20 protein-coding genes are annotated in these 25,682 nt (G+C 71.4%); 10 read left to right on the forward strand and 10 right to left on the reverse strand.

Annotation, left to right across the window (positions count from 1 at the left end; translation table 11 throughout):
- Positions 1-149: 149 nt before the first annotated feature.
- Positions 150-2,759: a CHAT domain-containing protein gene (locus QQG74_RS19090; RefSeq protein ID WP_341716122.1), complete on the forward strand. Its 2,610-nt coding sequence runs from the start codon at positions 150-152 to the stop codon at positions 2,757-2,759.
- A gap of 16 nt (positions 2,760-2,775) precedes the next feature.
- On the opposite strand, the gene QQG74_RS19095 is transcribed toward QQG74_RS19090, so the two are convergent.
- Genes QQG74_RS19095 through QQG74_RS19120 form a run of 6 tightly spaced genes read right to left on the reverse strand, consistent with a single transcriptional unit; the run spans position 2,776 to position 8,688 of the window.
- On the reverse strand, positions 2,776-3,678 hold the full coding sequence (locus QQG74_RS19095) for a PmoA family protein (RefSeq protein WP_341716123.1): 903 nt from the start codon (positions 3,676-3,678) through the stop codon (positions 2,776-2,778).
- Entirely contained in the window at positions 3,675-4,310 is a 636-nt protein-coding gene (locus QQG74_RS19100; protein ID WP_341716124.1) for a hypothetical protein, read from the reverse strand. The genes QQG74_RS19095 and QQG74_RS19100 overlap by 4 nt, the downstream gene beginning before the upstream one ends.
- Positions 4,294-5,178, reverse strand: coding sequence for a carbohydrate ABC transporter permease (locus tag QQG74_RS19105; RefSeq protein ID WP_341716125.1), 885 nt, complete (start codon positions 5,176-5,178; stop codon positions 4,294-4,296). The genes QQG74_RS19100 and QQG74_RS19105 overlap by 17 nt, the downstream gene beginning before the upstream one ends.
- A complete protein-coding gene (locus tag QQG74_RS19110) occupies positions 5,178-6,161 on the reverse strand; it encodes a sugar ABC transporter permease (protein ID WP_341716126.1) in 984 nt (327 codons plus the stop codon). The genes QQG74_RS19105 and QQG74_RS19110 overlap by 1 nt, the downstream gene beginning before the upstream one ends.
- A gap of 34 nt (positions 6,162-6,195) precedes the next feature.
- Positions 6,196-7,539: an extracellular solute-binding protein gene (locus QQG74_RS19115; RefSeq protein WP_341716127.1), complete on the reverse strand. Its 1,344-nt coding sequence runs from the start codon at positions 7,537-7,539 to the stop codon at positions 6,196-6,198.
- A gap of 18 nt (positions 7,540-7,557) precedes the next feature.
- Positions 7,558-8,688 carry a LacI family DNA-binding transcriptional regulator gene (locus tag QQG74_RS19120; protein WP_341716128.1) on the reverse strand — a complete coding sequence of 377 codons (1,131 nt, stop codon included), beginning with the start codon at positions 8,686-8,688 and terminating at the stop codon, positions 7,558-7,560.
- Between the two features lie 236 nt (positions 8,689-8,924).
- Here QQG74_RS19120 and QQG74_RS19125 point away from each other — a divergent pair, with 236 nt between their 5' ends.
- From QQG74_RS19125 to QQG74_RS19140, 4 genes are read left to right on the forward strand one after another with little or no spacing between them, the layout of a single operon-like run.
- A complete protein-coding gene (locus tag QQG74_RS19125) occupies positions 8,925-10,253 on the forward strand; it encodes a Gfo/Idh/MocA family oxidoreductase (protein WP_341716129.1) in 1,329 nt (442 codons plus the stop codon).
- A 24-nt stretch (positions 10,254-10,277) separates the two neighbouring features.
- Positions 10,278-11,705 carry a glucuronate isomerase gene (gene uxaC / locus QQG74_RS19130; RefSeq protein ID WP_341716130.1) on the forward strand — a complete coding sequence of 476 codons (1,428 nt, stop codon included), beginning with the start codon at positions 10,278-10,280 and terminating at the stop codon, positions 11,703-11,705.
- On the forward strand, positions 11,702-13,003 hold the full coding sequence (locus tag QQG74_RS19135; protein ID WP_341716131.1) for an enolase C-terminal domain-like protein: 1,302 nt from the start codon (positions 11,702-11,704) through the stop codon (positions 13,001-13,003). The genes uxaC and QQG74_RS19135 overlap by 4 nt, the downstream gene beginning before the upstream one ends.
- Positions 12,994-14,484, forward strand: coding sequence for a mannitol dehydrogenase family protein (locus QQG74_RS19140; RefSeq protein WP_341716132.1), 1,491 nt, complete (start codon positions 12,994-12,996; stop codon positions 14,482-14,484). Before QQG74_RS19135 ends, QQG74_RS19140 begins: the two co-directional genes overlap by 10 nt.
- Here QQG74_RS19140 and QQG74_RS19145 read toward each other — a convergent pair.
- The gene (locus QQG74_RS19145; RefSeq protein WP_341716133.1) at positions 14,432-14,902 is read right to left on the reverse strand and encodes a hypothetical protein; all 471 of its coding nucleotides are present in this window, start codon (positions 14,900-14,902) and stop codon (positions 14,432-14,434) included. The genes QQG74_RS19140 and QQG74_RS19145 overlap by 53 nt on opposite strands.
- On the opposite strand from QQG74_RS19145, the gene QQG74_RS19150 reads away from it, so the two are divergent.
- The 5 genes from QQG74_RS19150 to QQG74_RS19170 all read left to right on the forward strand — a co-directional run bounded on the left by QQG74_RS19150 (position 14,883) and on the right by QQG74_RS19170 (position 22,244).
- Positions 14,883-16,058 carry a Gfo/Idh/MocA family oxidoreductase gene (locus tag QQG74_RS19150; protein WP_341716134.1) on the forward strand — a complete coding sequence of 392 codons (1,176 nt, stop codon included), beginning with the start codon at positions 14,883-14,885 and terminating at the stop codon, positions 16,056-16,058. The genes QQG74_RS19145 and QQG74_RS19150 overlap by 20 nt on opposite strands.
- A 211-nt stretch (positions 16,059-16,269) precedes the next feature.
- Complete coding sequence (locus QQG74_RS19155) at positions 16,270-17,631, forward strand: polysaccharide lyase family 1 protein (RefSeq protein ID WP_341716135.1); 1,362 nt, start codon at positions 16,270-16,272, stop codon at positions 17,629-17,631.
- Between the two features lie 154 nt (positions 17,632-17,785).
- Positions 17,786-19,351 carry a pectate lyase gene (locus QQG74_RS19160; protein ID WP_341716136.1) on the forward strand — a complete coding sequence of 522 codons (1,566 nt, stop codon included), beginning with the start codon at positions 17,786-17,788 and terminating at the stop codon, positions 19,349-19,351.
- Positions 19,352-19,446: 95 nt separating this feature from the next.
- Complete coding sequence (locus QQG74_RS19165) at positions 19,447-21,204, forward strand: hypothetical protein (RefSeq protein ID WP_341716137.1); 1,758 nt, start codon at positions 19,447-19,449, stop codon at positions 21,202-21,204.
- Positions 21,117-22,244 (forward strand): AAA domain-containing protein, encoded by a 1,128-nt coding sequence (locus QQG74_RS19170; RefSeq protein ID WP_341721287.1) that lies wholly within the window; start codon positions 21,117-21,119, stop codon positions 22,242-22,244. Before QQG74_RS19165 ends, QQG74_RS19170 begins: the two co-directional genes overlap by 88 nt.
- Positions 22,245-22,347: 103 nt before the next feature.
- Here the strand turns inward: QQG74_RS19170 and QQG74_RS19175 are convergent, their stop codons facing one another.
- The 3 genes from QQG74_RS19175 to QQG74_RS19185 all read right to left on the reverse strand — a co-directional run bounded on the left by QQG74_RS19175 (position 22,348) and on the right by QQG74_RS19185 (position 25,653).
- Entirely contained in the window at positions 22,348-22,671 is a 324-nt protein-coding gene (locus QQG74_RS19175; protein WP_341716138.1) for a hypothetical protein, read from the reverse strand.
- Entirely contained in the window at positions 22,668-24,857 is a 2,190-nt protein-coding gene (locus QQG74_RS19180) for an EAL domain-containing protein (protein ID WP_341716139.1), read from the reverse strand. The genes QQG74_RS19175 and QQG74_RS19180 overlap by 4 nt, the downstream gene beginning before the upstream one ends.
- A gap of 232 nt (positions 24,858-25,089) precedes the next feature.
- Positions 25,090-25,653, reverse strand: coding sequence for a restriction endonuclease (locus QQG74_RS19185; RefSeq protein WP_341716140.1), 564 nt, complete (start codon positions 25,651-25,653; stop codon positions 25,090-25,092).
- Positions 25,654-25,682: the final 29 nt, after the last annotated feature.

Genomic DNA, 25,682 nt, shown 5'->3' on the forward strand with positions numbered 1-25,682 from the left:
GGTCGGCGCGGCGGATCTCCCCGGACCTCTTCGATTCTTCCAAATGATCGGCATATGTCAATGAGGTGACCGACCAGGCCGTTCCGGAAGTGCAGATAGGGCCAGTACGCGACATTGACGCCAGGCCATGGATGGTGAACTCTTTGTCCATGCCCGACAGCACCGATGCCGGTGCCGGGATCGCCCAGGCGGCGCTCGACACCGTCCAGCGCTGTCCGCGCGAGGCGATCGCGATCGCCCAGCGGGTGCTTGCCGCCAGATCCGCCGACAACGACACGAGGTCCACCGCCGACCGGGCCATCGGCCTGGCCCTGCGCGAACTCAACGATCTGCCCGGCGCGCTGCGCCACCTGCGCCGGGCGGTACGCATCGCCGACACTGCCCGGGCCCGCGCGCTGGCCCGGATGAGCCTCGGTTACGTACTGGCCAACGCCGGCAGCACCGCGGCGGCGCTGCGGGCCGTGACCGCCGCACTGCCCGAGTTGACCGCAGCGGACGCCGGGCGCGCCCGGATGCAGCGGGGGGTGGTGCTGCACTACCGCGGCCGTTACGACGAGGCGGTCCGCGACTACGGCCACGCCATCGACATCGCCCAACGCGCCGGTGACCTGCTGTTGGAGGCTCGGGCCCGGAACAACCGGGGCCTGCTCAACGCCCACCGGGGCAGCGTGAACGGCGCCGACGACCTCTCCCGGGCGGCGGAGGTCTTCCACGAACTCGGTCTGGACCTCGCCGCGGCCGACGCCCGCTGGAACGGCGGGATCGCGGCCGGCCGGCGGGGCGACATTGCCGCCGCGCTGCGATGCTTCGCCGCCGTCAGCGAGGAGTACCGGCGACTCGCCGTGCCCCGGCCGGCGTTGCTGCTGGACCGGGTCGAGTTGCTGCTGTCGGTGCCGCTGGTCGACGAGGCGGTGCAGGTCGCCGCCGTGGCGATCCGGGAACTACGCCGCCGAGGGATGGCCAGCGACCTCGCCGAGGCGCTGCTGGCCCAGGCGCGGGCCGCGTTGCTCGCCGGTGACCTGGACACCGCGACCGCAGCCGCAGCGGCGGCCCGGACCCGGTTCCGACGTCAGGGCCGCCGGACCTGGGCCGCCTTCGCCCGGCACGTCGAGCTGCGGGCTGAGTTCCGCCGGGGAACCCGCTCCCCCGCCCTGTTCCGGGCGATGGTCCGGACCGCCGACCAGCTCGACGCCACCGGCTGGCCGGATCCCGCCCTGACCACCCGCATCGATGCCGGACTGCTCGCCGCCGCGACGGATCGCACCGACCGCGCCATGGACCTCTTCGCCACGGCCGCCCGCACGCGCGGCCGGGGCACCGCACCACGGCGGGCCCAGGGCTGGTACGCCCTGGCGCTGTCGCGCCGACTGGCCGGTGACGAACCCGGTGCGGATCGGGCGCTGCGCCGGGGGTTGGCCGTACTCGACCGGCACCGCACGTCCCTGGGCGCCACAGAGCTGCGGGCCCACAGCGGGGCGTACGGACAGGAACTGGCGGCCGAAGGTCTCGACATCGCCGTCCGGGCCGGCGCGCCGGCCCGGGTCCTGGCCTGGGCGGAGCGGTGGCGAGCCAACGCGCTGCGGATGCGCTCGGCGCTCCCGCCCGACGACCCGGATCTGGTCGCCGCCCTCGCCGAGCTGAGGCTGGTCAGCAGTCTGCTGGAGGACGCCGTACTGGCCGACCGTCCGGTGCGCGCCTTGCGGGGCCGGCAGGCCCGACTTGAGCAGCGCATCCGTGACCTGGCCCGGCGGGTGCCCGGCGGTAGTGGGGTGACCGCCCCGCCTGCCGTACGCACCCTGGCCGAGCGGCTCGGCGGGCGGGTGTTGGTCGAACTGGTGGCGCACGGCGACCGCCTCCGGGCGGTGCTGGTCCGCGACGGCCGGGCCAGCCTGCACGATCTCGGCTCGCTCGCCGAGGCGGAGCGGCTGGCCCGCTGGCACCGGTTCGCGCTGCGCCGGCTGATCACCACCGGGGACTCGGCCACCGCGCGGGCCGGTGCCGAACACGTCGCGGCGGCACTCGACCGGCAACTCTTCGATCCGATACGGCGACGCCTGGCCGACCGGTGCATGGTGATCGTCCCGGTCGGCGTGCTGCACGGTGTCGGCTGGGCCGGGCTGCCGACCTGTGCCGGCCGCCCGGTCACGGTCGCACCGTCCGCCACGGTCTGGCTCGCAGCGGAGCGGCGCACCGCCCCGGTCGGGCCACCGGTCCTGGCCAGCGGCCCGCGCCTGCCGGCCGGGCAGGCCGAGGTCCGCCGGCTGGCCCGGGTGCTGCCGGGCGCCCGGCTGCTCACCGGGCCGGCCGCCACCGCCGACGCGTTGACCGCTGCCCTGGACGACGCCGGGATGGTGCACATCGCGGCCCACGGCAGGTTCCGCGCGGACAATCCCCAGTTCTCCACGTTGGAGTTGGCCGGCGGGCCGCTCTTCGCGTACGAGTGGGAACGGGTGGGCCGCCCACCCGGCTGTGTGGTGCTCTCCGCCTGCGAGTCGGGGCTGACCGGCCTGCGCCCCGGCGACGAGATCATGGGTTTCGCCGCGGTGCTGCTGGCGCTGGGCACCCGCTGCCTGGTCGCCACGGTGCTGCCGGTACCGGCCGAACCGACCACCGCGCTCATGCTGGACCTGCACCGACGGATGCGGGGCGGCGCCCGCCCGGCGCAGGCCCTCGCCGACGCCCAGCAGGCGTTCGTCGCCTCCGGCGACGGCACCGCCCGAGCCACCGCGGCGGCCTTCGTCTGCCTCGGTGCCGGCTGACCGACGCAGCGGCGGGTCAGCGGACGAGGGCGGCGGCGGTGTCGCGGTCCAGCGCCCCGTCGGCGATCACCACCCGGTAGCGGCCGGGCCGGCTGGTGCCGCCCGCGATGGTGGCGGTCCGCTCGAAGGCGAAGGCCACGCACACCCCGGGATACCTGCTGCTCCGCACGAACCACCGGTCGCCCGGCCCCAGGCCGGTGAAGACCAGGGTGTACGCGCCACCTGCCGGGGCCCGCCCACGCATCGCCACCCACGGCTCGGCGCAGCCGTTGACCGCCTCCTCGCCGTCACGCGAGGCGGTGAACACCTCGGGCGGCTCGGCCGCCACCGCCCGCCAGAAGAACCCGCCGTAGCCGGCCCCACCGGGCCGCCCGTTTGTCGCCGGGCTGCCCAGCACGACATCCCGGTCGGCGGGGGCGGTCAGCGTGCTGTCGAGGTCGAGCCGCCAGGCGTACGGGTGATCCGGCAGCGCCGAGGCGGTGAGCTTGCGCCGCTCGGTGAGCAGGACCGCGCCGGCCGGATCACACCAGTGCAGCCGGTGGTCGAGCCGGTCGGCCGACCGGTGTGCCCAGCCGGTGTGCACGATCCGGCCGTGGTCGGCGCGCCAGGTGTACCCGAGGTCGCGGACGTAGGTGCGCCCGCCCCAGAGGTTTGTGCCGTTGACGTCCTGCACGGCCAGCGAGGCTCCGAGGTGCCAGACGTGGTCGGCGGGCAGCGCGTCGGTGACCGGGGTGCCGGCAAGCGTACGCACCGGGTGCAGGTAGGGCCGGGGCCCGTGTTTGGCGTCCAGGTCGGCAGCGAGCACGTACCGGGCCACCGGGGTGTCGCCGACCAGCAGTTCCTGGTCGACGCAGGTCGGGTCGGCGGCGGTCGGATCGATGCAGGTCGGGTCGGCGGCGGTCGGGTCGGTGGCGGTCACGACAGTTCCGCCCGGACGACCGGCCGGCGGCGGGCCACGGCGTGCACGGCGGCCAGCGCGTACCCGGCAAGGATCGGCACCGCCACCGGGGTGACCAGCACCCCGAGCAGCGCCGCGACCACCGCGGTGCCGGCCAGGCCGGCCCAGGTCGCGGGGTGGTCGAGGCAGGCGCGGGCGGCCCGGATGGCCGCCGACCGCCACCCGGTGCCGCCGGTACGGCCCACCTCGACCACGAGCGCGGCGGCGTACCCGAGCAGGGCCGCCGCGACGACGGTGGTCAGGCTCAGCGCCACCGCCCCGCCCGGCACCCGGCCGCTGGCCAGCGCGACCAGGTCCGCGACGAGCAGGCCGACGACGGCCAGCCCGAGCAGGGTCGCCGGCAGGCCGGGCAGCAGGCCCCGGCCGAACCGGGCCAGCGTGCGCCGGGCGGTGGGCCAGGTGCCGGTGCCCAGCCAGTCGTGCACGGCCGCGCTGGCGGTGCCGACCGCGGCGCCGGCGGTCAGCACCGGCGCCGCGGCGAGCACGGTCAGGATGCCCAGCAGCGCCAGGTCGGCGGCGTCGCGGACGGTGTCCCGCCAGTCCCGGCCCGACGCCGCCGACCGGCCGGTGCCGGGTTCAGCCCTTGAGTCCACTGGTGTTGATCCCCTCGACGAGCATCCGCTGGAAGGCGACGAAGAACACGAAGACCGGCAGCAGTGAGAGCACCGCCATGGCGAACATCGGGCCGACCGCGCTCTGGCTGGTCGAGTCGATGAACAGGGTCAGTGCCACCGGCACGGTGTAGTCGCTCAGGTTGGACAGGAAGACCAGTTGCCGGAAGAACTCGTTCCAGGTCCAGATGAACGAGAAGATCGCGGTGGTGACCAGGGCGGGCCGGCTCAGCGGCAGGATCACGTGCCGGAAGATGCCGAACGGACCGGCCCCGTCGATGCGTGCCGCCTCGTCCAGTTCGCGCGGAATGCTCCGCATGAACTGCACCATCAGGAAGACGAAGAACGCCTCGGTGGCCAGGAACTGCGGGATCAGCAGCGGCAGGTACGGCCAGTCGCCGCCGACCAGGCCGAAGCTGCGGAAGAGGATGTACTGCGGCACGATCAGCACGTGACTCGGCAGCAGCAGGGTCCCGATCATCACGGCGAACCACACCTTGCGCAGCCGGAACCGCAACCGGGCGAAGGCGTACGCGGCCAGCAGGCAGCTCACCGCGTTGCCGACCACGGTGAGCAGGCTGACCATGGCGCTGTTGAGGAAGAACCGACCGAAGCTGACGTCGAAGTTGCCCCAGCCGTTGGTGTAGTTGCCCGGGGTGAATTTCTCCGGCAGCAGCCCGATGTTGTTGACGATCTCCTGCTGCGACTTGAACGAGGTGCCGACCATCCAGATCAGCGGGTAGAGCACGACCGTGACGATGGCCAGCAGGATCACCAGCCGCAGCCAGGAACGGCTGCGTGGGCGTTGCGGACGGGCTGACACGGTCGGGGCAACGGTGCTCGCCACCATCAGCGATCCTCCCCGTCGGAATAGTGCACCCAGAACCGGCCGGTGCTGAAGAAGACGGCCGTGATGAGGGCGATGGCGATCAGGAAGACCCAGGCCATCGCGGAGGCGTAGCCCATCTGTAGCTCGGTGAAGCCGGTGATGTAGAGGTTGAGCGTGTACATCAGGGTCGAGTCGACCGGCCCGCCGGTGCCGTTGCTGAGCACGAACGCGGCGGTGAAGCCCTGGAAACCGTTGATGGTCTCCAGCACCAGGTTGAAGAAGATCACCGGGGAGAGCATCGGCAGGGTCACGTTGACGAACTGCCGGAACTTGCTCGCCCCGTCCACCGAGGCGGCCTCGTACAGCTCGGTCGGCACCTGCTTCAATCCGGCCAGGAAGATCACCATTGGTGCACCGAACTGCCAGATGGCCAGCACCATCAGGGTCTCCAGCGCCCAGTCCGGGTCGTTGACCCAGGGCTTGCCCTCGATGCCGAACAGGGCGAGGAAGGAGTTGAAGGCCCCCTCGCGGTTGAACATGTTCACCCAGACGATGGCCAGCGCCACGCTGCCGCCGAGCAGCGACGGCAGGTAGAACAGGCCACGGAACAGCCCGACCCCGCGCCAGGCCCGGTTGAGCAGCAGCGCCACCCCGAGCGCCGCGGCGAGTTTCAGCGGTACGGCGATCAGCGCGAAGCTGAGCGTGACCCGCACCGAGTGCCACCACGACGGATCGTTCGTGAACATCCGCTCGTAGTTGGCCAACCCGACCCACTCCACCTCCGACCAGGGGGTGAGGATGTCGTAGTTGGTGAAGCTGAGGTAAAGCGACAACAGCATGGGTATCGCCGTGATGGCCAGCAGACCGATCAGCCAGGGCGACAGGAAAACGTAGCCGGCCAGACCCTCCCCGTGCCGGATCCGCCCGATCCTGCCCCGAGGGGCGGGAGGTCGGACGGATCCGGTGCCGCGGCGGGTCGGGTCGGGCGCCGTGGTCAGGGCCACGAACTGCTCCTCTCCGGGTGGTGCTGCGGCGGGGTCAAGAGGCGATTGCCGCCTTGCATGCCTCGACGAACTGGGCGGCGGCCTCGGCGGGGGTGGCCCGACCGTACTGGGCGTTCTCGGCGGCCTTGGTCAGCTCGGAGCGGACCTTGCTGTGCCCCTTGATCGGCACCTGCGGCGCCTCACCGAACGTCTCGGCCAGTTTGTTCTCGACCTCGATGGACTGCTTCATCGCCGGGTCGGTGGTGTCGTCGCTGACCACCCGGCGCAGGTCCATGTTCGAGGGCAGGCCGCGGTCGGTGCCGAGCAGCTTGACCGCCTCCGGGTCGTTGGCCAGGAAGTTGATCACGTCGACCGCCACCTCGGCGTGCTTGCTGCCCCGGAAGACCGACCAGTACATCGAGGCGCGGGCCCACTGCCCGCTCGGGTCACCCGGGTACGCGATGACGCCCAACTCGTCGGCGGTGTTCTTCTTCAGCTCCGGCATCTGGTTGACCCAGACCCAGGAGGTGGCCGACTTGCCGGTCACCACGAGCTGCTTGGTGATGTCGGTGGCGTTGCCCTCGTGGATGACGTCCGGGGTCGGCGTGGCACCCCGGTCCCGGGCGCCCTTCCACAGCTCGAACCACTTGGTCGCGTCCTCGGCGGTGAAGCCCAGTTCGTTGCCGGAGTACAGGTCCTTGCCCTGCTGGCGCAGCCACACCCAGAACGCCTTGTAGTCGGCGCTGGGGTCCTGGGTGCCCGGTACCTTCGTCTTCTTGCTGACCTGCTCCGCCCAGGCGATGTGCTCCTCCCAGCTCATCCCGGTGGTCGGCTCGGGCAGCCCGTTCTTGGTCAGCAGCGTCTTGTTGTAGACCAGGCCCTGGGTGTTCTCCCCGGCGGCCACACCGGCGAGCTTGCCGTCGACCTCGCCGTACTGGAGCAGGCTGGGCGGGAACTTGCTGGTGTCGAGGTCGCCGGAATCCTGGTACTTCTTCAGGTCCAGGGTCGCGTTGCGGGCGGCGTACTCGGCGAGGTAGTTGTCGTCGATCTGGAAGATGTCCGGCGGGTTGCCGCCGGCGGTCAGGGTGGCCAGCTTGTCGAAGTAGCCCTGGTTGGCCTGCCAGACCTTCTCGAACGTGACGTCCGGGTTCTTCTTCGTGTAGAGGTCCAGCGCCTGCTCGGTGAGCTGGGCCCGGGCCTCGCCGCCCCACCAGAAGATGGAGAGCTTGACCTTGCCGTCGGACGCGGCGTCGTCGCCGTCGCCGCAGGCCGCCGCCGCGCCGACCAGCGGCAGGGCGACGACGGCGGCGAGCAGGCCGCGCAGCAACCGGCGGCGCAGCAGGGGGGTACGGTAGGTGCGCCCGTCGGGGACGCTGGTGGGGGACGTTGCGGGGTGCATTGCGCTCACTCCTTGGCGTTAGGAGGCGACGACGTCACCGGCGACCACGTCCGGGGCGCCCGGGTCCGCACGGCGATGCGGGCCCGGGCCTACGGCAGTGGCACCGGGAACTTCCCGGCCGGCGTAGGGGCCCGGCGCGGTGGAGTCGCGGATGACCAACTCGGTCTGGAGCATTACCTGTGCAGTGGTGCGACGAGCGCCGACAGCCACGGCGGCACCACTTCCCCGCCCGGTACGCGGGAAGGCGGTGTCCTGTTGCAGCAACATGTCGACGGCCGTCCGGCCGGCGGCCGCGGTCGGCGTGGCCACCGTCGTCAGCTTGGGGCGGGTGAGTCGGCTCAGGGTGATGTCGTCGACCCCGACGACACTTATCTCCTGCGGCACCCCGACCCCTAGTGCGTCGAGCCCTTCGAGCAGGCCGATCGCCATCAGGTCGTTGTAGGCGAGCACGGCGGTGACGCCGGCCCGGCGGACCTGCTCCGCCTGGGCCAGGCCACCGGCCTCGGTGGGTGGGTTCGGGCCGAGCACGGTCAACTCGGCCCCGGCGGCCCGCGCCGCCGCACCCGCGGCCCGCCGGAGTTCCCGACTGGTCCAGGAGCCGCGCGGGCCGGCGAGCAGGGCGATCTCCCGGTGCCCCAGCCCGGCCAGATGCTCGATGGCCGACCGGGCGCCCTGCCCGACATCCATCAGTACGCAGGGCAGGCCGGCCAACTGGCGGTTGACCACCACCAGCGGAACCTCCCGGCTGAGCTGCTCGATCAGGCTGTTGCTCATCCGGGGGCTACAGAGCAGCACCCCGTCGACCTGCTTGGCCAGCGCGTGGACCAGTTCCTCCTCCACGGCCGCGTCCTCGTTGGTGTCGGCCACGAAGACGTGGTAGTCGCGGTGGCGAGCCTGACTCTCCGCCGCCTTGATCAGCGGCGGGAAGAACGGGTTGGCGATGTCCGCGATGATCAGCCCGATGTTGTGCGTACGGCCGGTGATCAGGGCGCGGGCGGCCCGGTTGGGCCGGTAGCCCAGATCCTCGGCGCACGCCAGCACCCGTACCCGGGTTTCCGGGTTGACCAGGTGGGGTGCGGAGAAGGTGCGGGAGACGGTGGAGATGTGCACGCCGGAGGCCCGCGCCACGTCCCGGATGGTGACAGGCATTCAGGCCCCCTTCGGCGGTGTGTCGGCGGTCACGGTGCCAGCAATTAATGCAAACGGTTGCTCCAGTGTCAACGGCGAATGGTTACAGCTGTGTTGCGGCAGCGCCCCCACCATGCCCTCTAACGATCACCAACAGGGACAAACGACGCGGATTCGCGATGCTTTGTTGACGCAGCAGGATCGATCGTGGTTACTTCACTGCAAAGGTTTGCACAAAGATCGAGGAGGATCGCTAGGTGTCACCGCAACCCGGCAGGCCCGCCCGGTACGCCGTGGTCGGCACCGGCGCCCGCGCCGAGATGTTCGTCCGCGCGCTGGTCCGCGACCACGCGGACACCGCCGAACTGGTCGCCTTCGCCGACGTCAATCAGCTCCGGATGGACGCCCACAACCGGTGGCTCGGCGCGCTGGGACACCCGGCGGTACCGACGTACCACGCCGGTGACTTCAGCGCGATGCTGGCCAAGGAGCGGGTCGACGTGGTCCTGGTGACGTCGGTGGACGTCACCCACGACGAGTACGTGGTGGCCGCCCTGGAGGCCGGCTGTGACGTGGTCACCGAGAAACCGATGACCACCGACGCACCGCGCTGCCAGCGCATCCTCGACGCGGTACGGCGTACCGGCCGGCGGGTGACGGTGGCCTTCAACTACCGCTACAACCCGCTGCACGAACAGCTGCGCCGGCTGCTCGCCGAGGGCGCGGTCGGCGAGATCGGCTCGGTGCACTTCGAGTGGCTGCTCGACGTGCGCCACGGCGCCGACTACTTCCGCCGCTGGCACCGGGACAAGGCCAGTTCCGGCGGCCTGATGGTGCACAAGGCCAGCCACCACTTCGACCTGGTCAACTGGTGGCTGGACGCGACACCCGTGCAGGTGTACGCCGCCGGCCGGCTGTTCTTCTACGGCGAGAACGGTAGGCGGCACGGCTACGCCCGGGACTACGACCGGGCACACGCCTCCCCCGCCGCCGACGACGACCCGTTCGCGTTGCGCCTGGCCGAGCATCCCCGGCTGCGCGAGCTGTACCTGGACGCCGAAGCCGCCGACGGCTACCAGCGGGACCGCAACGTCTTCGCCCCCGGCGTGAGCATCGAGGACGACATGGCGGTGCTGGCCACGTACTCCACCGGCGCGACCATGACCTACCACCTCACCGCGTACGCGCCGTGGGAGGGCTACCGGGTCATGATCAACGGCAGTCGCGGGCGGCTGGAACTGGAGGTCACCGAGAGCGAGTTCGTCAGCCCCGCCGCAGCCGGCGCGCTCAAGGGCGCCGCGCTGCACGGCGCCGAGGCCGCCGCCGAGGGTGGGGGCGCCACGCTGACCCTGCGCCCCTTCTGGTCAGCGCCGCAGCGCATCGAGGTCGACGGGTACACCCGGCACGGCCACGGCGGCGCGGACGCCCGGATGACCCAGGTGCTCTTCGGCGGCGTACCGGATCCGCTGCACCGCGCGGCCAGCGCCCGCGACGGAGCGTTGGCCCTGCTCACCGGCCTGGCCGCAAACCGCTCCTTCGACACCGGCGGACCCGTGCGGGTCGCCGACCTGCTCACCCTCGACTGATCTCGACCACAGGAGCCGCACCCCGTGCCCACCTCGACCCGACCCGACCTGCTCCTCCCCGCCGAACCGGGCCAACGCGCGCTGGCCCGGGAGCTGTACGCGCTGGTGGAGCGGCTACCCATCATCTCCCCGCACGGGCACGTCGACCCCGCGCTGCTGGCCGAGGACCAGCCCTTCCCCGACCCGGCCCGGCTGCTCATCGTGCCGGACCACTACCTCACCCGGATGCTGCTCAGCCAGGGCGTCGCCCCGGGCGAGCTGGGCGTACCAAGCCGCGACGGCAGCCCGGTGGAGACCGACGGGCGCCGGATCTGGCGGCGCTTCGCCGAGCACTGGCACCTGTTCCGGGGCACCCCGTCCCGGCTCTGGCTGGAGCAGACCCTCACCGAGGTCTTCGCCCTCGACACCCGGCTGTCCCCGCAGACCGCCGACGAGGTGTACGACGCGCTCGCCGCCAAGCTCGCCGAACCGGACTTCCGGCCCCGGGCGCTCTTCGAACGGTTCAACATCGAGGTCCTCGCCACCACCGAATCGCCGCTGGACGACCTGGGCCGGCACGCCAAGCTCGCCGCCGACGGCTGGGGCGGACCCGGCGGCCGGGTGGTCACCACCTTCCGCCCGGACAACGTGGTCGACCTGGAATTCGAGGACTGGTCGGCAAACGTCGACCGACTCGGCGAGATCACCGGCGAGGACACCGGGACGTACGCCGGCTACCTGGCCGCGCTGCGCGCCCGCCGGGAGGCGTTCATCGCCGCCGGGGCCACCTCGTCGGACCACGGGCACCGCACCGCCCGCACCCTCGACCTCGGCGCGGACGCGGCGGCACTGTTCGACCGGGCCCGCCGGGGCCGCGCCGAGCCGGGCGACACCGAGGCGTTCTGCGCGCACATGCTGCTGGAGTTCGCCCGGATGTCGCTCGACGACGGGCTGGTCATGCAACTGCACCCCGGCGCGGTACGCAACCACAACCGGTGGCTGTACGCCCGGCACGGCCGCGACGTCGGCGGCGACATCCCGCAGGTCACCGAGTACGTGCACGCCCTGGCGCCGCTGCTGGACGCCTACGGCAACGACCCACGGCTGCGGGTGGTCCTCTACACCCTCGACGAGGACACCTTCACCCGCGAGCTGGCGCCGCTGGCCGGCGGGTACGCCGCCCTGCTGCTCGGCGCGCCCTGGTGGTTCCTGGACTCCCCTGAGGTGCTGCGCCGGTTCCGGGAGACGGTCACCGAAACCGCAGGCTTCTACAACACCGCCGGGTTCGTTGACGACACCCGCGCGTTCTGCTCCATCCCGGTCCGGCACGACGTGGCCCGCCGCATCGACGCCGGCTTCCTGGCCCGGCTCGTCGCCGAGCACCGGCTGCCCATGGACGAGGCCGCCGACACCATCGTCGACCTGGCGTACCGGCTGCCCAAGCGGGTCTTCAAGTTCGGAGAGGCTGCATGACCACCATCACCGACGTGACAGTGCACGACGTACGGTTTCCCACCGCCGCCAGCGGCGACGGCTCCGACGCCATCAACCGGGGCGACTACTCGGCCACCTACGTGGAGCTGACCACCGACGACGGGCCGACCGGCGCCGGGTTCACCTTCACCAACGGCCGGGGCAACGAGATCACCTGCGCCGCGGTACGCGCCCTGGCCCACCACGTCCTCGGCCGCACCGTCGCCGAGCTCACCGCCGAGCCGGTGGCGTTCTGGCGCTCGCTCGTGGCCGACGTACAGCTGCGCTGGCTGGGCCCGGAGAAGGGGGTCATCCACATGGCCACCGGCGCGCTTGTCAACGCCGTGTGGGACCTGCGGGCCAAGCTCGCCGGCAAGCCGATGTGGCGCTACCTGGCCGAACTGCCCACCGACGAACTCGTCGCAAACGTCGACTTCACGCACATCACCGACGCGCTCACCCCCGACGAGGCCGCCGCCACCCTGGACAAGGGACGCGACGGGCTCACCGACCGGCTCGCCGTGCTGGAACGCGACGGCTTCCCGTCGTACACCACCTCGGTCGGCTGGCTCGGCTACCCGGACGACAAGGTGCGGGCGCTGACCCGGACCGCGTACGCGGCCGGGTGGCGGGCGATGAAGATGAAGGTCGGCGGTCCGCCCGCCGACGACCTGCGCCGGGCCCGGATCATCCGGGAGGAGATCGGCCCGGACGCGCTGCTGATGATGGACGCCAACCAGGTGTGGGACGTCGACGAGGCGATCGCCAACATGACCGCGCTGGCCGAGGTCGACCCGTACTGGATCGAGGAGCCGACGCACGCCGACGACATCCTCGGCCACGCCCGCATCGCCCGCGCGGTCACCGAGCTGACCGGCGGCCGGTGCCGGGTGGCCACCGGCGAGGTGGCCGCCAACAAGGTCATCTTCAAGCAGTTGCTCCAGGCCGAGGCGATCGGCGTGATGCAGATCGACGCCTGCCGGGTCGGCGGCGTCAACGAGGTGCTCGCCGAGATCCTGCTGGCCGCCAAGTTCGGGGTGCCGATCTGCCCGCACGCCGGTGGCGTCGGGCTCTGCGAGTACGTCCAACACCTGGCGATCTTCGACTACCTACGGGTCGGCACCAGCCTGGCGGGCCGGATGGTGGAGTACGTCGACCACCTGCACGAGCACTTCGTCGACCCGGTACGCACCCGCGACGGGCGGTACCTGCTGCCGACCGAGCCGGGCTACAGCGCCACCATGCACCCCTCCTCGATCGCCACCTTCCGCTTCCCGGACGGCCCGACGTGGCGGTGACCGTGGGCGCGTCCCGGCTCGACCTCGGCGCGCTGCGCCGGCTGCCGGCCGAGGCGCGTCCACTGATTCGGCCCGGCACGGCGGACGCCGGCGTGCTGCACCTGGGGCTCGGCGCGTTCCACCGGGCCCACCAGGCGGTCTACACCGAGCAGGCGATGGCCCTGGCCGGCGGCGACTGGGGCATCGTCGGCGTCGCCCCGCGCAACGCCGAACTGGTGCGGATCCTCGCCGCGCAGGACAACCTGTTCAGCGTGAGCACCCTCTCCGCCGCCGACCGGCACACCCGGGTGATCGGCGCGCTGGCCGGGGTCCGGCTGGCCGCCGCCGACCCGAACGCGGTGGTGGCGCTGCTGGCCGACCCGGCGATCCGGGTGGTCACGCTGACCGTGACCGAGAAGGCGTACCAACTCGACCCGGCGGGCGGGACGCTGCGGCCGGATCCGGCGCTGGTCGCCGACCTGACCACCGACCGGCCACCGGCCACCGTGCCGGGGCTGCTGGTGCGTGGCCTGCTGGCCCGCGCCGCCGCCGACGCCGGCCCGATCGCCCTGGTCAGCTGCGACAACCTGCCCGCCAACGGCCGCCGGCTACGCGGCCTGGTCAGCCAGGCGCTGGCGTACGCGGGCACGCCAGGGCCGGTGGTCGACTGGGTCGGTGCCCAGGTCGGCTTCCCCGGCACCATGGTCGACCGGATCGTTCCGGCCAGCACCCCGGACACCCTGGCGGCGGCCCGGCACGCGCTCGGCGTCGAGGACCTGGCCGCGGTGGCCGCCGAGCCGTACACCCAGTGGGTGATCGAGGACGACTTTCCCGGCGGGCGTCCCGCCTGGGAGCGGGCCGGCGCGGTGCTCTGCGCCGACGCCGGGCCGTGGGAGCGGCTGAAACTGCGTGCGCTCAACGGGGTGCACTCGGCCACCGCGTACCTCGGCGCGCTCGCCGGCTGCGAGACCATCGCCGACACCCTGGCCCTGCCGCACCTGGTCACCGTGCTGCGCCGGCTCATCGCCGAGGACGTGGCGACCAGCTTCACCCCGCCCGACGGCGTCGACGTGGTCGACTACGGCGAGCAAGTCCTGGCCCGCTTCGGCAACCCGGCGATCCGGCACCGCACCCTCCAGGTGGCCATGGACGGGTCGCAGAAGCTGCCGCAGCGGATCCTGCACACCATCGCCGACCTGCGCGCCGCCGGCCGCCCGGCACACTGGGCCACGCTGGTGCTCGCCGCCTGGATCAGGTTCGCCCAGGGCGCCACCGACGCCGGCCGCCCGCTCCCCCTGGACGACCCCCTCGCCACCCGGATCCGTGCGGCCCTGGCCGCCGCGCCGCAGACACCCACCGGCGCGGTCGACGCGATCCTCGCCCTCGACGAGGTCGTCCCACCCGAGATAGCCACCGACGATCAGGTCCGCGCCGACGTGACCACCTGGCTCACCGACCTCCAGACCCACGGCGTCCCAGCAACCCTGGCCAGCGCCACATGAGTGAAAGGAAGGGCCCCCTATTAACGTCTGGTGTAGAGGAAGGGCCCCTTATTAACACACCACACCCGCCGGGCACGCCAACGCCGCCGGGCACGGCGAAGCCGCCGGGCACGGCGAAGCCGCCGGGCACGGCGAAGCCGCCGGGCACGGCGAAGCCGCCGGGCACGGCGAAGCCGCCGGGCACGGCGAAGCCGCCGGGCACGGCGAAGCCGCCGGGCACGGCGAAGCCGCCGGGCACGGCGAAGCCGCCGGGCACGGCGAAGCCGCCGGGCACGGCGAAGCCGCCGGGCACGGCGAAGCCGCCGGGCACGGCGAAGCCGCCGGGCACGGCGAAGCCGCCGGGCACGGCGGGTGCAGGCAGCGCGCGGAGCGTACCGGGCGGTGGTGGCGTACCGCGGGTGGCGCTGGTCGGGGCCAACGGTCACGGGCGCTGGCATCGCCGGGTGATCGGCCCGCTGCACGACGCCAGCCGGCTGCGGCTGGCCGCGCTTGTCGACACCCGGCCGATCGAGCCGGAGCCGGCCGCACCGGTACCGGCCGGAACCCGGGTCTTCACCGATCATCGGGCGATGCTCGCCGAGGTCGCCCCGGACGTGGTGGTGATCTGCACGCCGCCGCACACACATCTGGCGATCGCCCGCGACGCGGTGACCGCCGGTGCCGACCTGCTGTTGGAGAAGCCGCCGGTGCTCTCCAGTGCCGAACACGAGGAACTGGCCGACCTGCTGGCCGACACCGACCGGGTGGCGCAGGTCGGTTTCCAGGCCCTCGGCTCGGCCGCGCTGACCGCGCTTACCGACGCCGTGGCGGCGGGCAAACTCGGTACGGTCACCGGCATCGCCACTGTCGCCGCCTGGCAGCGGCCGGACGCGTACTATGCCCGGGCCCCGTGGGCCGGCCGGCGCGTCCTGGACGGCCGCCCGGTGCTCGACGGCGCGCTGGCCAACCCGCTGGCGCACGCGGTGATGCAGTGCTTGGCGGTGGCCGAAACGGTGGCGGGTGAGCCGGTGGAGCCGGTCACCATCGAGGTGGAGCGGTACCGGGTCCGGCCGATCGAGGTCGAGGACACCGCCGTGCTGCGCGTTCGGCCCCGGCACGGTCCGCCGATCGTGGCGGCGGTGACGCTCGCCGGGGAGGAGTTCGTCGCCGGCGAGGTGATCGTCACCGGCGACACCGGACGGGCGGTGTTGGAGTACCCGACCGACCGGCTGCTGCTGCCCGGCGACGACAGTCCCCGCGAGATACCGGGCCGCCGCAACCTGCTGGAGAACCTGCTTGAGCACCGGGCCGATCCCGGGGTGCCGCTGATCGCGCCGCTGGCCCGTACGGCTGCCTTCACCGCCGTGCTGACCGCCCTACGGGCCGCGCCCGAACCGACGCTGCTCGACGGCGACCTGGTCGACGCCGTCGGTTCGGGCCCGCAACGGGTGCTCCGCATCCGGGGAGTCAACGCCGTGCTGCGCCGGGCCGCCGGGGCTGGCGCGCTGCCGTCGGAGTGGGGCCTGCATTGGGCGGTCGGGCCGTGGCAGGTGGCACCGGCGGATCGCGGGGGATCTCGGGAGACGACGGAATAGGAGAAGCGCAAAGCCACTGCAAACAACCGGTCCAACCAGGATCGACATCACGCCGATGACCAGTGGTTTCCCGACCCGAGCAGGTCGGGTCAATTCCGGCCGAAGTTAATTACTGCAACAAAGCTGCATATCATTAATATTGACCCAGATAAAACCTCAACCGTAACCTTCGTCACAAAGGCGAAACACGACGAAGGAACGGGACGAGTCAATGCACAAACTCGCCGCGGGCGCGGCATTGATCATGCTCATCCTTGCCGCTGCTCCCGCCCCGGCAGCGGCCCACCCGCCGGCCGGCGGAGGCGGCCCGGCAAAGCTGTCCCCGCTCGCCCGACAGCTCGGAAAGCAGCACCTACCGCCCGGCGACGGTTGGGCCGCCGCCGGGCCCGGCACCACCGGAGGCGCGGCAGCCACCGCCGACCAGATCCACGTGGTCACCAGCCGCACCGAACTGGTCGCCGCACTCGGTGGAAACAACGCCACAAACGCGACGAACAGCACCCCCAAGATCGTGTACGTCAAGGGCACCATCGACGGTTTCGAGGACACCGACGGCCGACTGCTCGACTGCACGGACCTGGCCGATCCCGGGTACTCGCTGGCGGCGTACCTGGCCGCGTACGACCCGGCGGTGTGGGGGCGGACGGCGCCCAGCGGGCCGGTGGAGGAGGCCCGGGTGCGGTCGGTGACCAACCAGACCCGACACACCCAGATCAACGTCGGCGCCAACACCACCCTCATCGGGCTGCGCGGAGCACGGCTGACCGGCCTGACCCTGATGATCGACCGGGTCTCGAACGTCATCGTCCGCAACATCACCTTCGACGACGCCCGGGACTGCTTCCCGGCCTGGTCCCCCACCGACGGCGAGACCGGCAACTGGAACTCCCAGTACGACCAGATCTCGGTACGTCGCAGCGAGAACGTCTGGGTCGACCACAACACCTTCACCGACGGGGACAACCCGGACAGCGCCCAACCAAGCTACTTCGGTCGCCCGTACCAGGTGCACGACGGGGCGCTGGACATCACCCACACCGCCAGCCTGGTCACCGCCTCCTGGAACCGGTTCGACGGGCGGGACAAGCTGATGCTCATCGGCTCCTCCAACACCGTCGGTCCGGACGTCGACCGACTCAAGGTCACCCTGCACCACAACCTGTTCGACGGGTCGTTGCAGCGGTTGCCCCGGGTGCGTTTCGGCCAGGTCGACGTCTACAACAACGCGTACCGGCTCGGCGGTGACGGCTACGAGTACGCCATCGGCGTCGGCGTGCAGTCCGCCGTGTACGCCGAGAACAACCACTTCACCCTCGGTGCCGGCCTGAGCCCCGCCGATCTGCTCTACGACTGGGGCGGCACCGCGATCACCACCCGGGGCAACTGGGTCAAGCCAGCCGGTGGGCCGGCGCGCCCGGTCGATCTGGTGGCCGCGTACAACGCCGTACACGACCCTGATCTGTCGCCCGACGCCGGCTGGACCCCGGCGCTGCGCCACGGCCCGGTGCTGCCGGCTCCGCTGGTGCCGCTCGTGGTCGGACCGCTCGCTGGCGCCGACCGCCTGCCGCTGTAACTCGCGGCCGGCCGACCCGCTGTTAAGAAGGGGCCCCTCCTATACACCAGGCGTTAAGAAGGGCCCCTTCCTTTCACCGCATCGCACCGCACCGCATCGCACCGCATCGCACCGCATCACACCACCAGCAGATTGAGGACGAGGTGAGACGAGGATGAGACGACCAGTCGCGCTACGGCTCCTGGCGGCACTCGCCACGGCAGGGATGGGGGCCACGGTCTTCGTGGCCGTCACGACGCCCCAGGCGTCGGCAGCCGTCGGCAGCGCCACCGGCTTCGCGGCCAGCAACGGCGGCACCACCGGCGGTGCCGGCGGGCAGACGGTACGCGCCACCACGGGTACCCAGATCCACGCGGCCCTGTGCAACCGGGCCAGCAGCAGTACGCCGATCACCATCCAGGTCGAGGGCACCATCAACCACGGCAACACCACAAAGGTGTCGGGGTCGAGCTGCAACACCGCCGCCGACGTGATCGAGCTGAAGCAGATCAGCAACGTCACGATCCTCGGGGTCGGTAACGGGGCGGTCTTCGACCAGATCGGCATCCACATCCGCGAGGCCAGGAACATCATCATCCAGAACGTGACCGTCCGGAACGTCAAGAAGTCCGGCTCCCCCACCTCCAACGGCGGCGACGCCATCGGGATGGAGTCCGGCGTCCGCAACGTCTGGGTCGATCACGTCACCCTGGAGGCGTCCGGTGGCGAGTCGGAGGGCTTCGACGGCCTCTTCGACATGAAGAACGACACCCAGTACGTGACGCTGTCCTACAGCATCATGCGCAACTCCGGTCGTGGTGGCCTGATCGGCTCCAGCGAGAGCGACCGCTCGAACGGGTTCGTCACGTTCCACCACAACCTGTACGAGAACCTCGACTCCCGCGTTCCCCTGCTGCGCGGCGGGGTCGCGCACATCTACAACAACCACTACGTCAACATCCGGGAGTCCGGCATCAACTCCCGCGCCGGTGGCCGGGCCAAGGTGGACAACAACTACTTCCGCAACTCCAAGGACGTGCTGGGCACCTTCTACACCAGCGAGGCCGGCTACTGGCAGGTCAGCGGCAACACCTTCGACAACGTGACCTGGTCGGCCCGCAGCGGCGACAACAACCCGGCCGGCCCCAACCCGACCTCCAACACCACCGTCAGCATCCCGTACTCCTACCGCCTGGACGCGGCCAGCTGCGTACCGAACGTGGTCAGCCAGACCGCCGGTGCGAACAAGGGCATCCGGACCTCGGACGGCAGCTGCACGCCGACCAACCCGACGACGGGGCCGACGACCGGCCCGACCACGCCCCCGCCCGGACCGACGAGCAGTCCCACCCCGGGCCCGACCTCGCCGCCGAGCGGCACCAACCTCAGCATCGGGGCCGGCTCCGACGGCTCCAGCAAGGCCAGCGGAACCAGCTACGGCGACGTGCGGGACGGCAACATGAGCACCGCCTGGTCGCCGTCGGGCGCGACCGGACAGATCTCCATCAAGTGGGACGCCGCCACCCGGGTGTCCCGGGTCAACATCCGTGAGGCGTCCGGTGCCGTCGGCAACATCCGGTCCTGGCGGCTCATCAACCACGACACCGGCGCGGTGCTCGCCACCGGCAGCACGGCCGGCGTGATCAGCTTCACCGCGACCTCGCTCCGCAAGATCACCTTCGACATCACCAGCTCGTCCGGCACCCCCCGGGTCGCCGAGTTCGAGACCTACGCCAGCTAGCAGCCAGTTCAGCTGGGGGCCGTCGATCCGGCGGCCCCCAGCCACGCTGTCCGGCCGGCTCCGACCATCAGCGCGTACGGCAGAATCTGCGGGCGATGCACGCGGCGGCCATCCTCACCGCGCTCGCCGACCTGGCTCCGGCCGGTGCCGAGCGGGTCTTCGACGTGTCCGGGACCGGCCGGCCACTGGTCTGGTTGCCGGAGCCGCACCGGGGCCCACGCGGCGCCCGGCTGGACCGGCTGGCCGCACTGGACGCGCTGCACCGCGAGGAGCGTCTGCTCCGCCGGGGCCTGGCCTTTCTGGTCGGCGGGGCAGACGTGGACGGGGGACGACGGCGGGTGCGGCTACCGCTGCTGGCCCAGCCGGTACGCCTGGAGCGCGGCCGGCGCGGCTACCGGGTGGTCCCCGCCGGTGACCTCGAACTGACCCCGCTGATCGCCGACCGCGACCTGGCCGCCCGCTTGGAGGCCGCACCCGGGCTCGCCGGTCCCGGCTGGCTGACCGCGCCCGGCACCACCGCATGGATCACCACGGCGGCCCAGGCGGCCGGGCTGAAGGTGGCCGGGGTGCTCGCGCGGCCTCCGCGCAGCATCGACGACGAGGCTCTGACCGGGGTCGCCGCGGCAGCGCTCTTCGTGACCCGCGACGTGTTCGCCGGCCGCCTGCGGGACACCCTGCTGAACTGGGCGGGCCGTCCCGGGCTGGCGGAAACCGCGCTGAGCCGGCTCTACCTCGGTACGCCCCAGCCACCCGTCCGCGCCGGTGACGACGAGGACGAGGTGCTCTCGCCGCTGCCACTCAACGCCGCCCAGCGGGACGTGGTCCGACGAAGCCGCACCGAGCCCGTGGTGGTGGTCTCCGGCGCGCCCGGCAACGGCAAGAGCCACGCCCTGGTCGCCGCCGCGCTGGACACCGTCGACCGGGGCGGATCGGTACTGGTGGCGACGCAGTCCGTCCACGCCGCGGAGGTGCTGGGCACGCTGTTACGCCGGCACCCCGGCCCCGCCCCGGTGCTCTTCGGCGACGCCGAGCGGCGCGAGGCGGTCGCCGCCGAACTCGCGGCCGGGGCCGCCGCCGGGGTGGACGCCGCGCAGTTGCGCACCGACGCCGCCGCCGTGTCCGCCGCCCGGCACCGGGTCGCCGCGACCCGAGCCGGCATCGCCGCCGCCCTGGACCAGGAACGCCGCGCCGCCGCACTGCCCGACTGGCAACCGCTGCTGCCGGCGCTGAGCCACGACGCCCCGGGACTCTTCGAACCGGACGCCGACCTGACCGCGATCCGGGGTGCGCTCGCCGACGCCGACCCGGACAGCGCGAACGCCGGCCCAGGCGGTGCCGGCTGGTGGCGGCGGCTGCGCCGATCGTCCGCCCTGCGGCGGCTGCGCCGGTTGACCGGCGCCGCTGCCGGCGTACCCTCGATCGGTTGCAGGCGGCGGTGCAGGCCGCCGAGGCGGTCCGGGCGTCGGCGGGACCACCCGCGCTCAACGGCACGGAACTGGCCGCCGCCTGGCGGGCGCTGGCCGAGGCGGACGCCGCGCTCGCCGAAGCGGTCGGCACGGCCATGCGGCACCAGGCCACCAGCGCCCGTCGGTGGACCGCAGCCGCCCGGCGCGCCGCCAGCGGGCTCGGCACCGCGCTGCGGGCCGGCCGGAACCGACGCCGGGAACTACTCGCCGGGCTGGACGCCGACGCCCTGGTGCGGGCCCTGCCGCTCTGGGTGGGCACGGTGGCCGACGTCGAAGACCTGCTGCCCCCGGTGGCCGGCATGTTCGACCTGGTGGTGCTCGACGAAGCAGCGCACGTCGACCAGTTGCGGGCCGCCCCGGTGCTGGCCCGGGCCAGGCGTACGCTGATCGCCGGCGACCCTCGGCAGCTGCGGTTCGTCTCCTTCGTCTCCGACGTGGACGTGACCGACACGCTGCACCGGCACGGCCTGGAGCGGCTCGCGGACCGGCTCGACGTCCGGCGCTCCAGCGCCTTCGACCTGGCGGCCGGCGCGGCACCGGTGACCTGGCTCAGTGAGCACCACCGCTCGGCACCGCACCTGATCGGCTTCTCCGCCGAACGGTTCTACGGTGGCAAACTCGAACTGGTCACCCGGCACCCGCGCAACGAGCGGACCGACGCCATCGACCTGCTGACGGTCCCCGCAGCCCAGGTGACGGACGGCGTCAACCAGGCCGAGGTGGACGCCATCATCGAACTGATCCGGAGGCTCGCGACCCGGCCACCCACGGGCGGGATCGCGGTGATCAGCCCGTTCCGGGCCCAGGCGGACGCGATCGAGGCGGCGCTGCTGTCCGCGTACGACGTCGACGAGATCGAACGGCTCGGCCTGCGCTCCGGTACCGTCCACGCCTTCCAGGGCAGCGAGGCGGACGTGGTGATCGCCTCCCTCGGGCTGGTCGACGACGACCCACCGTCGCGGCACCGGTTCCTGGCCGAACCGAACCTGTTCAACGTCCTGATCACCCGGGCCAGGAACCATCTCACCGTGGTCACGTCGCTACGCTCACCCGAGGGCATCGTCGCCGACTACCTCCGGTACGCCGACCGGCCACCGCCAGCGCCGTCGGGCCCGGGTAATCTCGCGCCAGATCCGTGGACCCGGGCCCTCGCCGTCGAACTCGACCGGATCGGGCTGCCGGTCCGGGCCGACTACCCGGTCGGCCGCTGGCGGATCGACCTCTGCGTCGGCGACGACGCGGAAGCGGTAGGCGTGTTCTGCCGGGTGCACCCCGACGGCGTGGCCGCCCACATCGAGCGGCACCGTACGCTCACCCGCGCCGGCTGGCACCTGCACGACGTGTTCGCCAGCCACTGGACCGACGACCCCATCCGCGCCGCCCTCGACCTCGCCACCCGAATCGCTGTCACAGATAGGCGAACCTGACCGGCCCGGTGCCGTAACCACCCATGCCGACCTGGTGACTGACCTCCTTGACAAGCAGGCGGACGGGGTACTCCACGGCGGTCGCCCACCGGGTGAGGTCAGCTCATCCGCGGTCTTCGAACAGCGGTCGCAGACATTCGAGCAGCATTGCGGTGTCGACGTTCCGGGGCAGGTCAACTCGAATGTCGACACCGCGACCTTTGACCGTCAACACGACCGTCGGGCGCTCGTCGCGCAGCCTCCAGTTGCGGATCGCGACGACAAGCGCGCTCAACTGTGGCTGCACGGCGGCGAGGGTGGCGAGATTGGCCATTACGGCAACCCCTTCGATGGCCAGCGTGATGGCGTCCACGCCACGGATGCCCTCGTCCGGCAGGTCGACCTCGTCCAGCACCTCCGGCGGCAACTTCAGCTTGACGACACTCATCGTTCTCCTTTGACCTGCGCGGCAATTTCCTCTTGGATGTCCCGGTCCAGGGGACGCAGGCTCGTCGAGGCGACCGCGTTGCAGAAGTACCCCTGGACGTGGTGGATGCCGAGATCCCAGATCTGCTGCAAGGTGACCGGCGCCTCCTCGTCGTAACCTTCGACCACAACAGCCCGCGGATATGGGGCTTGCCCTTGGTCTCGGGCATATCGGGCCACCTTCGTCACCAGCCGCAACTCGTCCAGGGCCAACGGGTGGTGCAGCACCGCCCGATCGACCTTTATCTGGGTAAGCCGTAGTTCGGCCATCCGCGCCAGCGATGCGTGTCCGACCCCGAAGTCATCGACAGCGAAATTGATGTGCAGCTTCGCAGCCAACTCGGTGAGCCTGCGGTGGAAGTAATCCAAGGGCTTCTGCGGCCAGTCCTCACCCGGTCCCGGCATGATGGGGTCCTGCTCGGAGATTTCGAGCGTGAGGATTCGCGGGTTGACATCCGCCTCGGTGAGGGCCTTGCTCACCTGCTGTAGATAGGTGTCACGGAGCAGCGAGCGGACCGCTACGTTCACCGCCAGTGGTTTTATTCCCTGCCAGTTGGCGGCAGCAGCGGCCTCGGCATACGAATGGATAGCCTTCGAGACGAGCAGTGCATCGCGTTCGATGATGAAGCGGTCGCCCCAGTCGTACGCCATCCGCAGAGCCGCCAGGGGCGCGCTGATCTCTCGCTCGTTGCGGCGGGCCAACGCCTCGAAGCTGTGCACGCCGACTCCAGCGGGATGTCTGCTCAGCTCCACCACGGGCTGGAAAACCATTGTCATCGAGTCGATGAGCTTCTGGTAGCTGGTGAACGCGTACTCATAGACCGGCGTGGGCAGACGCCCGAAGGCGTTGCGCAGCGCCGTCATCACGGCCATCTCCGACTCCACCGGATCAGCGACCGGGTCGGAGTCCCACACCGCCCGCAGGATCACCGCCAGCGGTTCCCCCATCTCCAGTTGCGCCGGAGCAGGATCGACTACCACGAGGGCAGCGACCCGCTCGTTCACATACTTGACGGGTACGCAGAGCATCCGCCGCCGGGCACCTTCGGAGACGACGTGGCCGGGCATCGAGGTGCGGTACTGCACGGCCTCGTCGGCGGCGAGTTCCAGCATCGGTCGCAGCAGTTCCCTATCGAACCGCGCGGTCCTGTCCAGCACACTGAAGTCGTCCCCGGCGAACTCCACCACGGCCACCGAATCCGCGTCGACGGCATATCGGACGAGTTCCACCCGCTCACCATGACCGCCCTGCTGGGCGTGGTGCCGCGGCCGGCTGGCGCCGCGGAAGATCCGACCGAGTAACTGCGTGATCGAGTTGCCGTGGTCCTCCAGCGGATTCTTGCATGGGCCGACGATGCCTGGGTTGGCCGGCGTGTTGAGTGCCTGCCGGTCATGCCGCGACACCGGCGGCTGGGTCAGAGGTATGGCGGGTCCGTAGGTCTTCACCCACTGTGCCGGCGGCGGGTCGATACCTTGCTCCGCCACGAAGGCTGCCATCCGCGCGAACGACACGCGGCGAGCCTCATCCGCTGCTTCGCCCCGCAACGCCCGCAGCACATGATGAGTCAGCACGCCGTGCCCGTAATCCGAATTCTCCCGGGCCACCGCACCCCTGGGACACGCCAGCAGGGCGCTGTGCCGGTCGACCTGGGTACGGTACGACTCCATTGCCGCGGCGTGCCGCCGGTCGGCGTCGGCGTAGATACCCGCCTGGCAGCAGTCCAACACCAGGAACGAGGTGCCGGTGAACGCCTCGAAGACATCCCGTTTGAGAAACGACATGCGCAGCCCGTTGTCCGGCTCCCGGGGTAGCACCTCCGGGTCCAGATCGGCGGTGACCAGGTACGCGTCGAGCTGGTCGTTCCATTCCGGTACCAGCGCGTGACCGGCGAAGTAGACCAGCAGCACGTCCGACGGCCGAGACTCGAAGGCGATTTCCCGCAGGTACGCCTTGATGTCACGCCACTTGGCCTCGGCCCCGATGAACATCTTGACGGCACCGTCGTCAAAGGTGCCATAGTCCTGGTCGAGCAGTACCCCCCGCAGGTCTTGTGCGTCGCTCTCGGCATAGCGCAGGGACGGTAGTTGCACGTCGTAGCCGCACTGATTGACCCCAATCAACACGGCCTGTCGCTTGCTCGGCGCCATCGCACACCCCCGAGGCGATCCGTCGGACGGTCACAAGGTGAAGTGTCGTCGACTCCGCAGGTGACCTTATCGGTTCGAGTGCACGAGGCGGCTCATCGTCAGATTCCTGTCAAACGCCCGGTTGGGTGCCGTCGCGCCGAGGATGCAATGCCACAGACGAGTCCGAAGACGGCCTGGCCCCGGTACGGCCCACCGCTGCTGGTCCGCTCGGCCGACTCCGTTGTGCATCTGGTCACCGAGGTAGGACTCCGGTAGGTGGTACTCCGGTCCAGGCCCACATCTCCAGCATGCTGCGGTCGACCAGAGTGATGTTGAGTTGGCGGGCCAACTGGGCACCGTCGCCGGTCGTAAAGAATCCGTTGGTCACGATCATGCAGATCTCGCCCCGGTGGACCTCCCGGCAGGTGCCGGCGAAACGTTGGATCGCGGCACTGCCGACCCGGTGATTGAGGCTGTGCCGCTTGCACTGCACCACCACGCGCCGTCCATCGGGCGCGAGCGCCGTGATGTCCGCTCCCCGGTCACCGGCACCACCGCAGACCCGCACCTCCCGGAAAGCCGAGGCGGCGAGAATCCTGGCGAACCACTGTTCGAACTCCGCTCCGCTCATCGCATCGGTCACCGAGATCAAGCGGTCCCGCTCGGCCTGCTCCGCTCGCACGCGAGCCCGCTGATGCGACACCGCGACGAGCACCGCGGCAGCCGCCACGAGCACGAGGAAGAGCAGGAACGCCGACCAGTACGGATGCCGTCGGACAAAGTCGAAAATGATAGCGACCAGCACCAATGCCAGCACGCCCCACAGCAGATAGTTCCCGCCGGCTC

This window comes from Micromonospora sp. FIMYZ51 (assembly GCF_038246755.1).
GTDB lineage: Bacteria > Actinomycetota > Actinomycetes > Mycobacteriales > Micromonosporaceae > Micromonospora.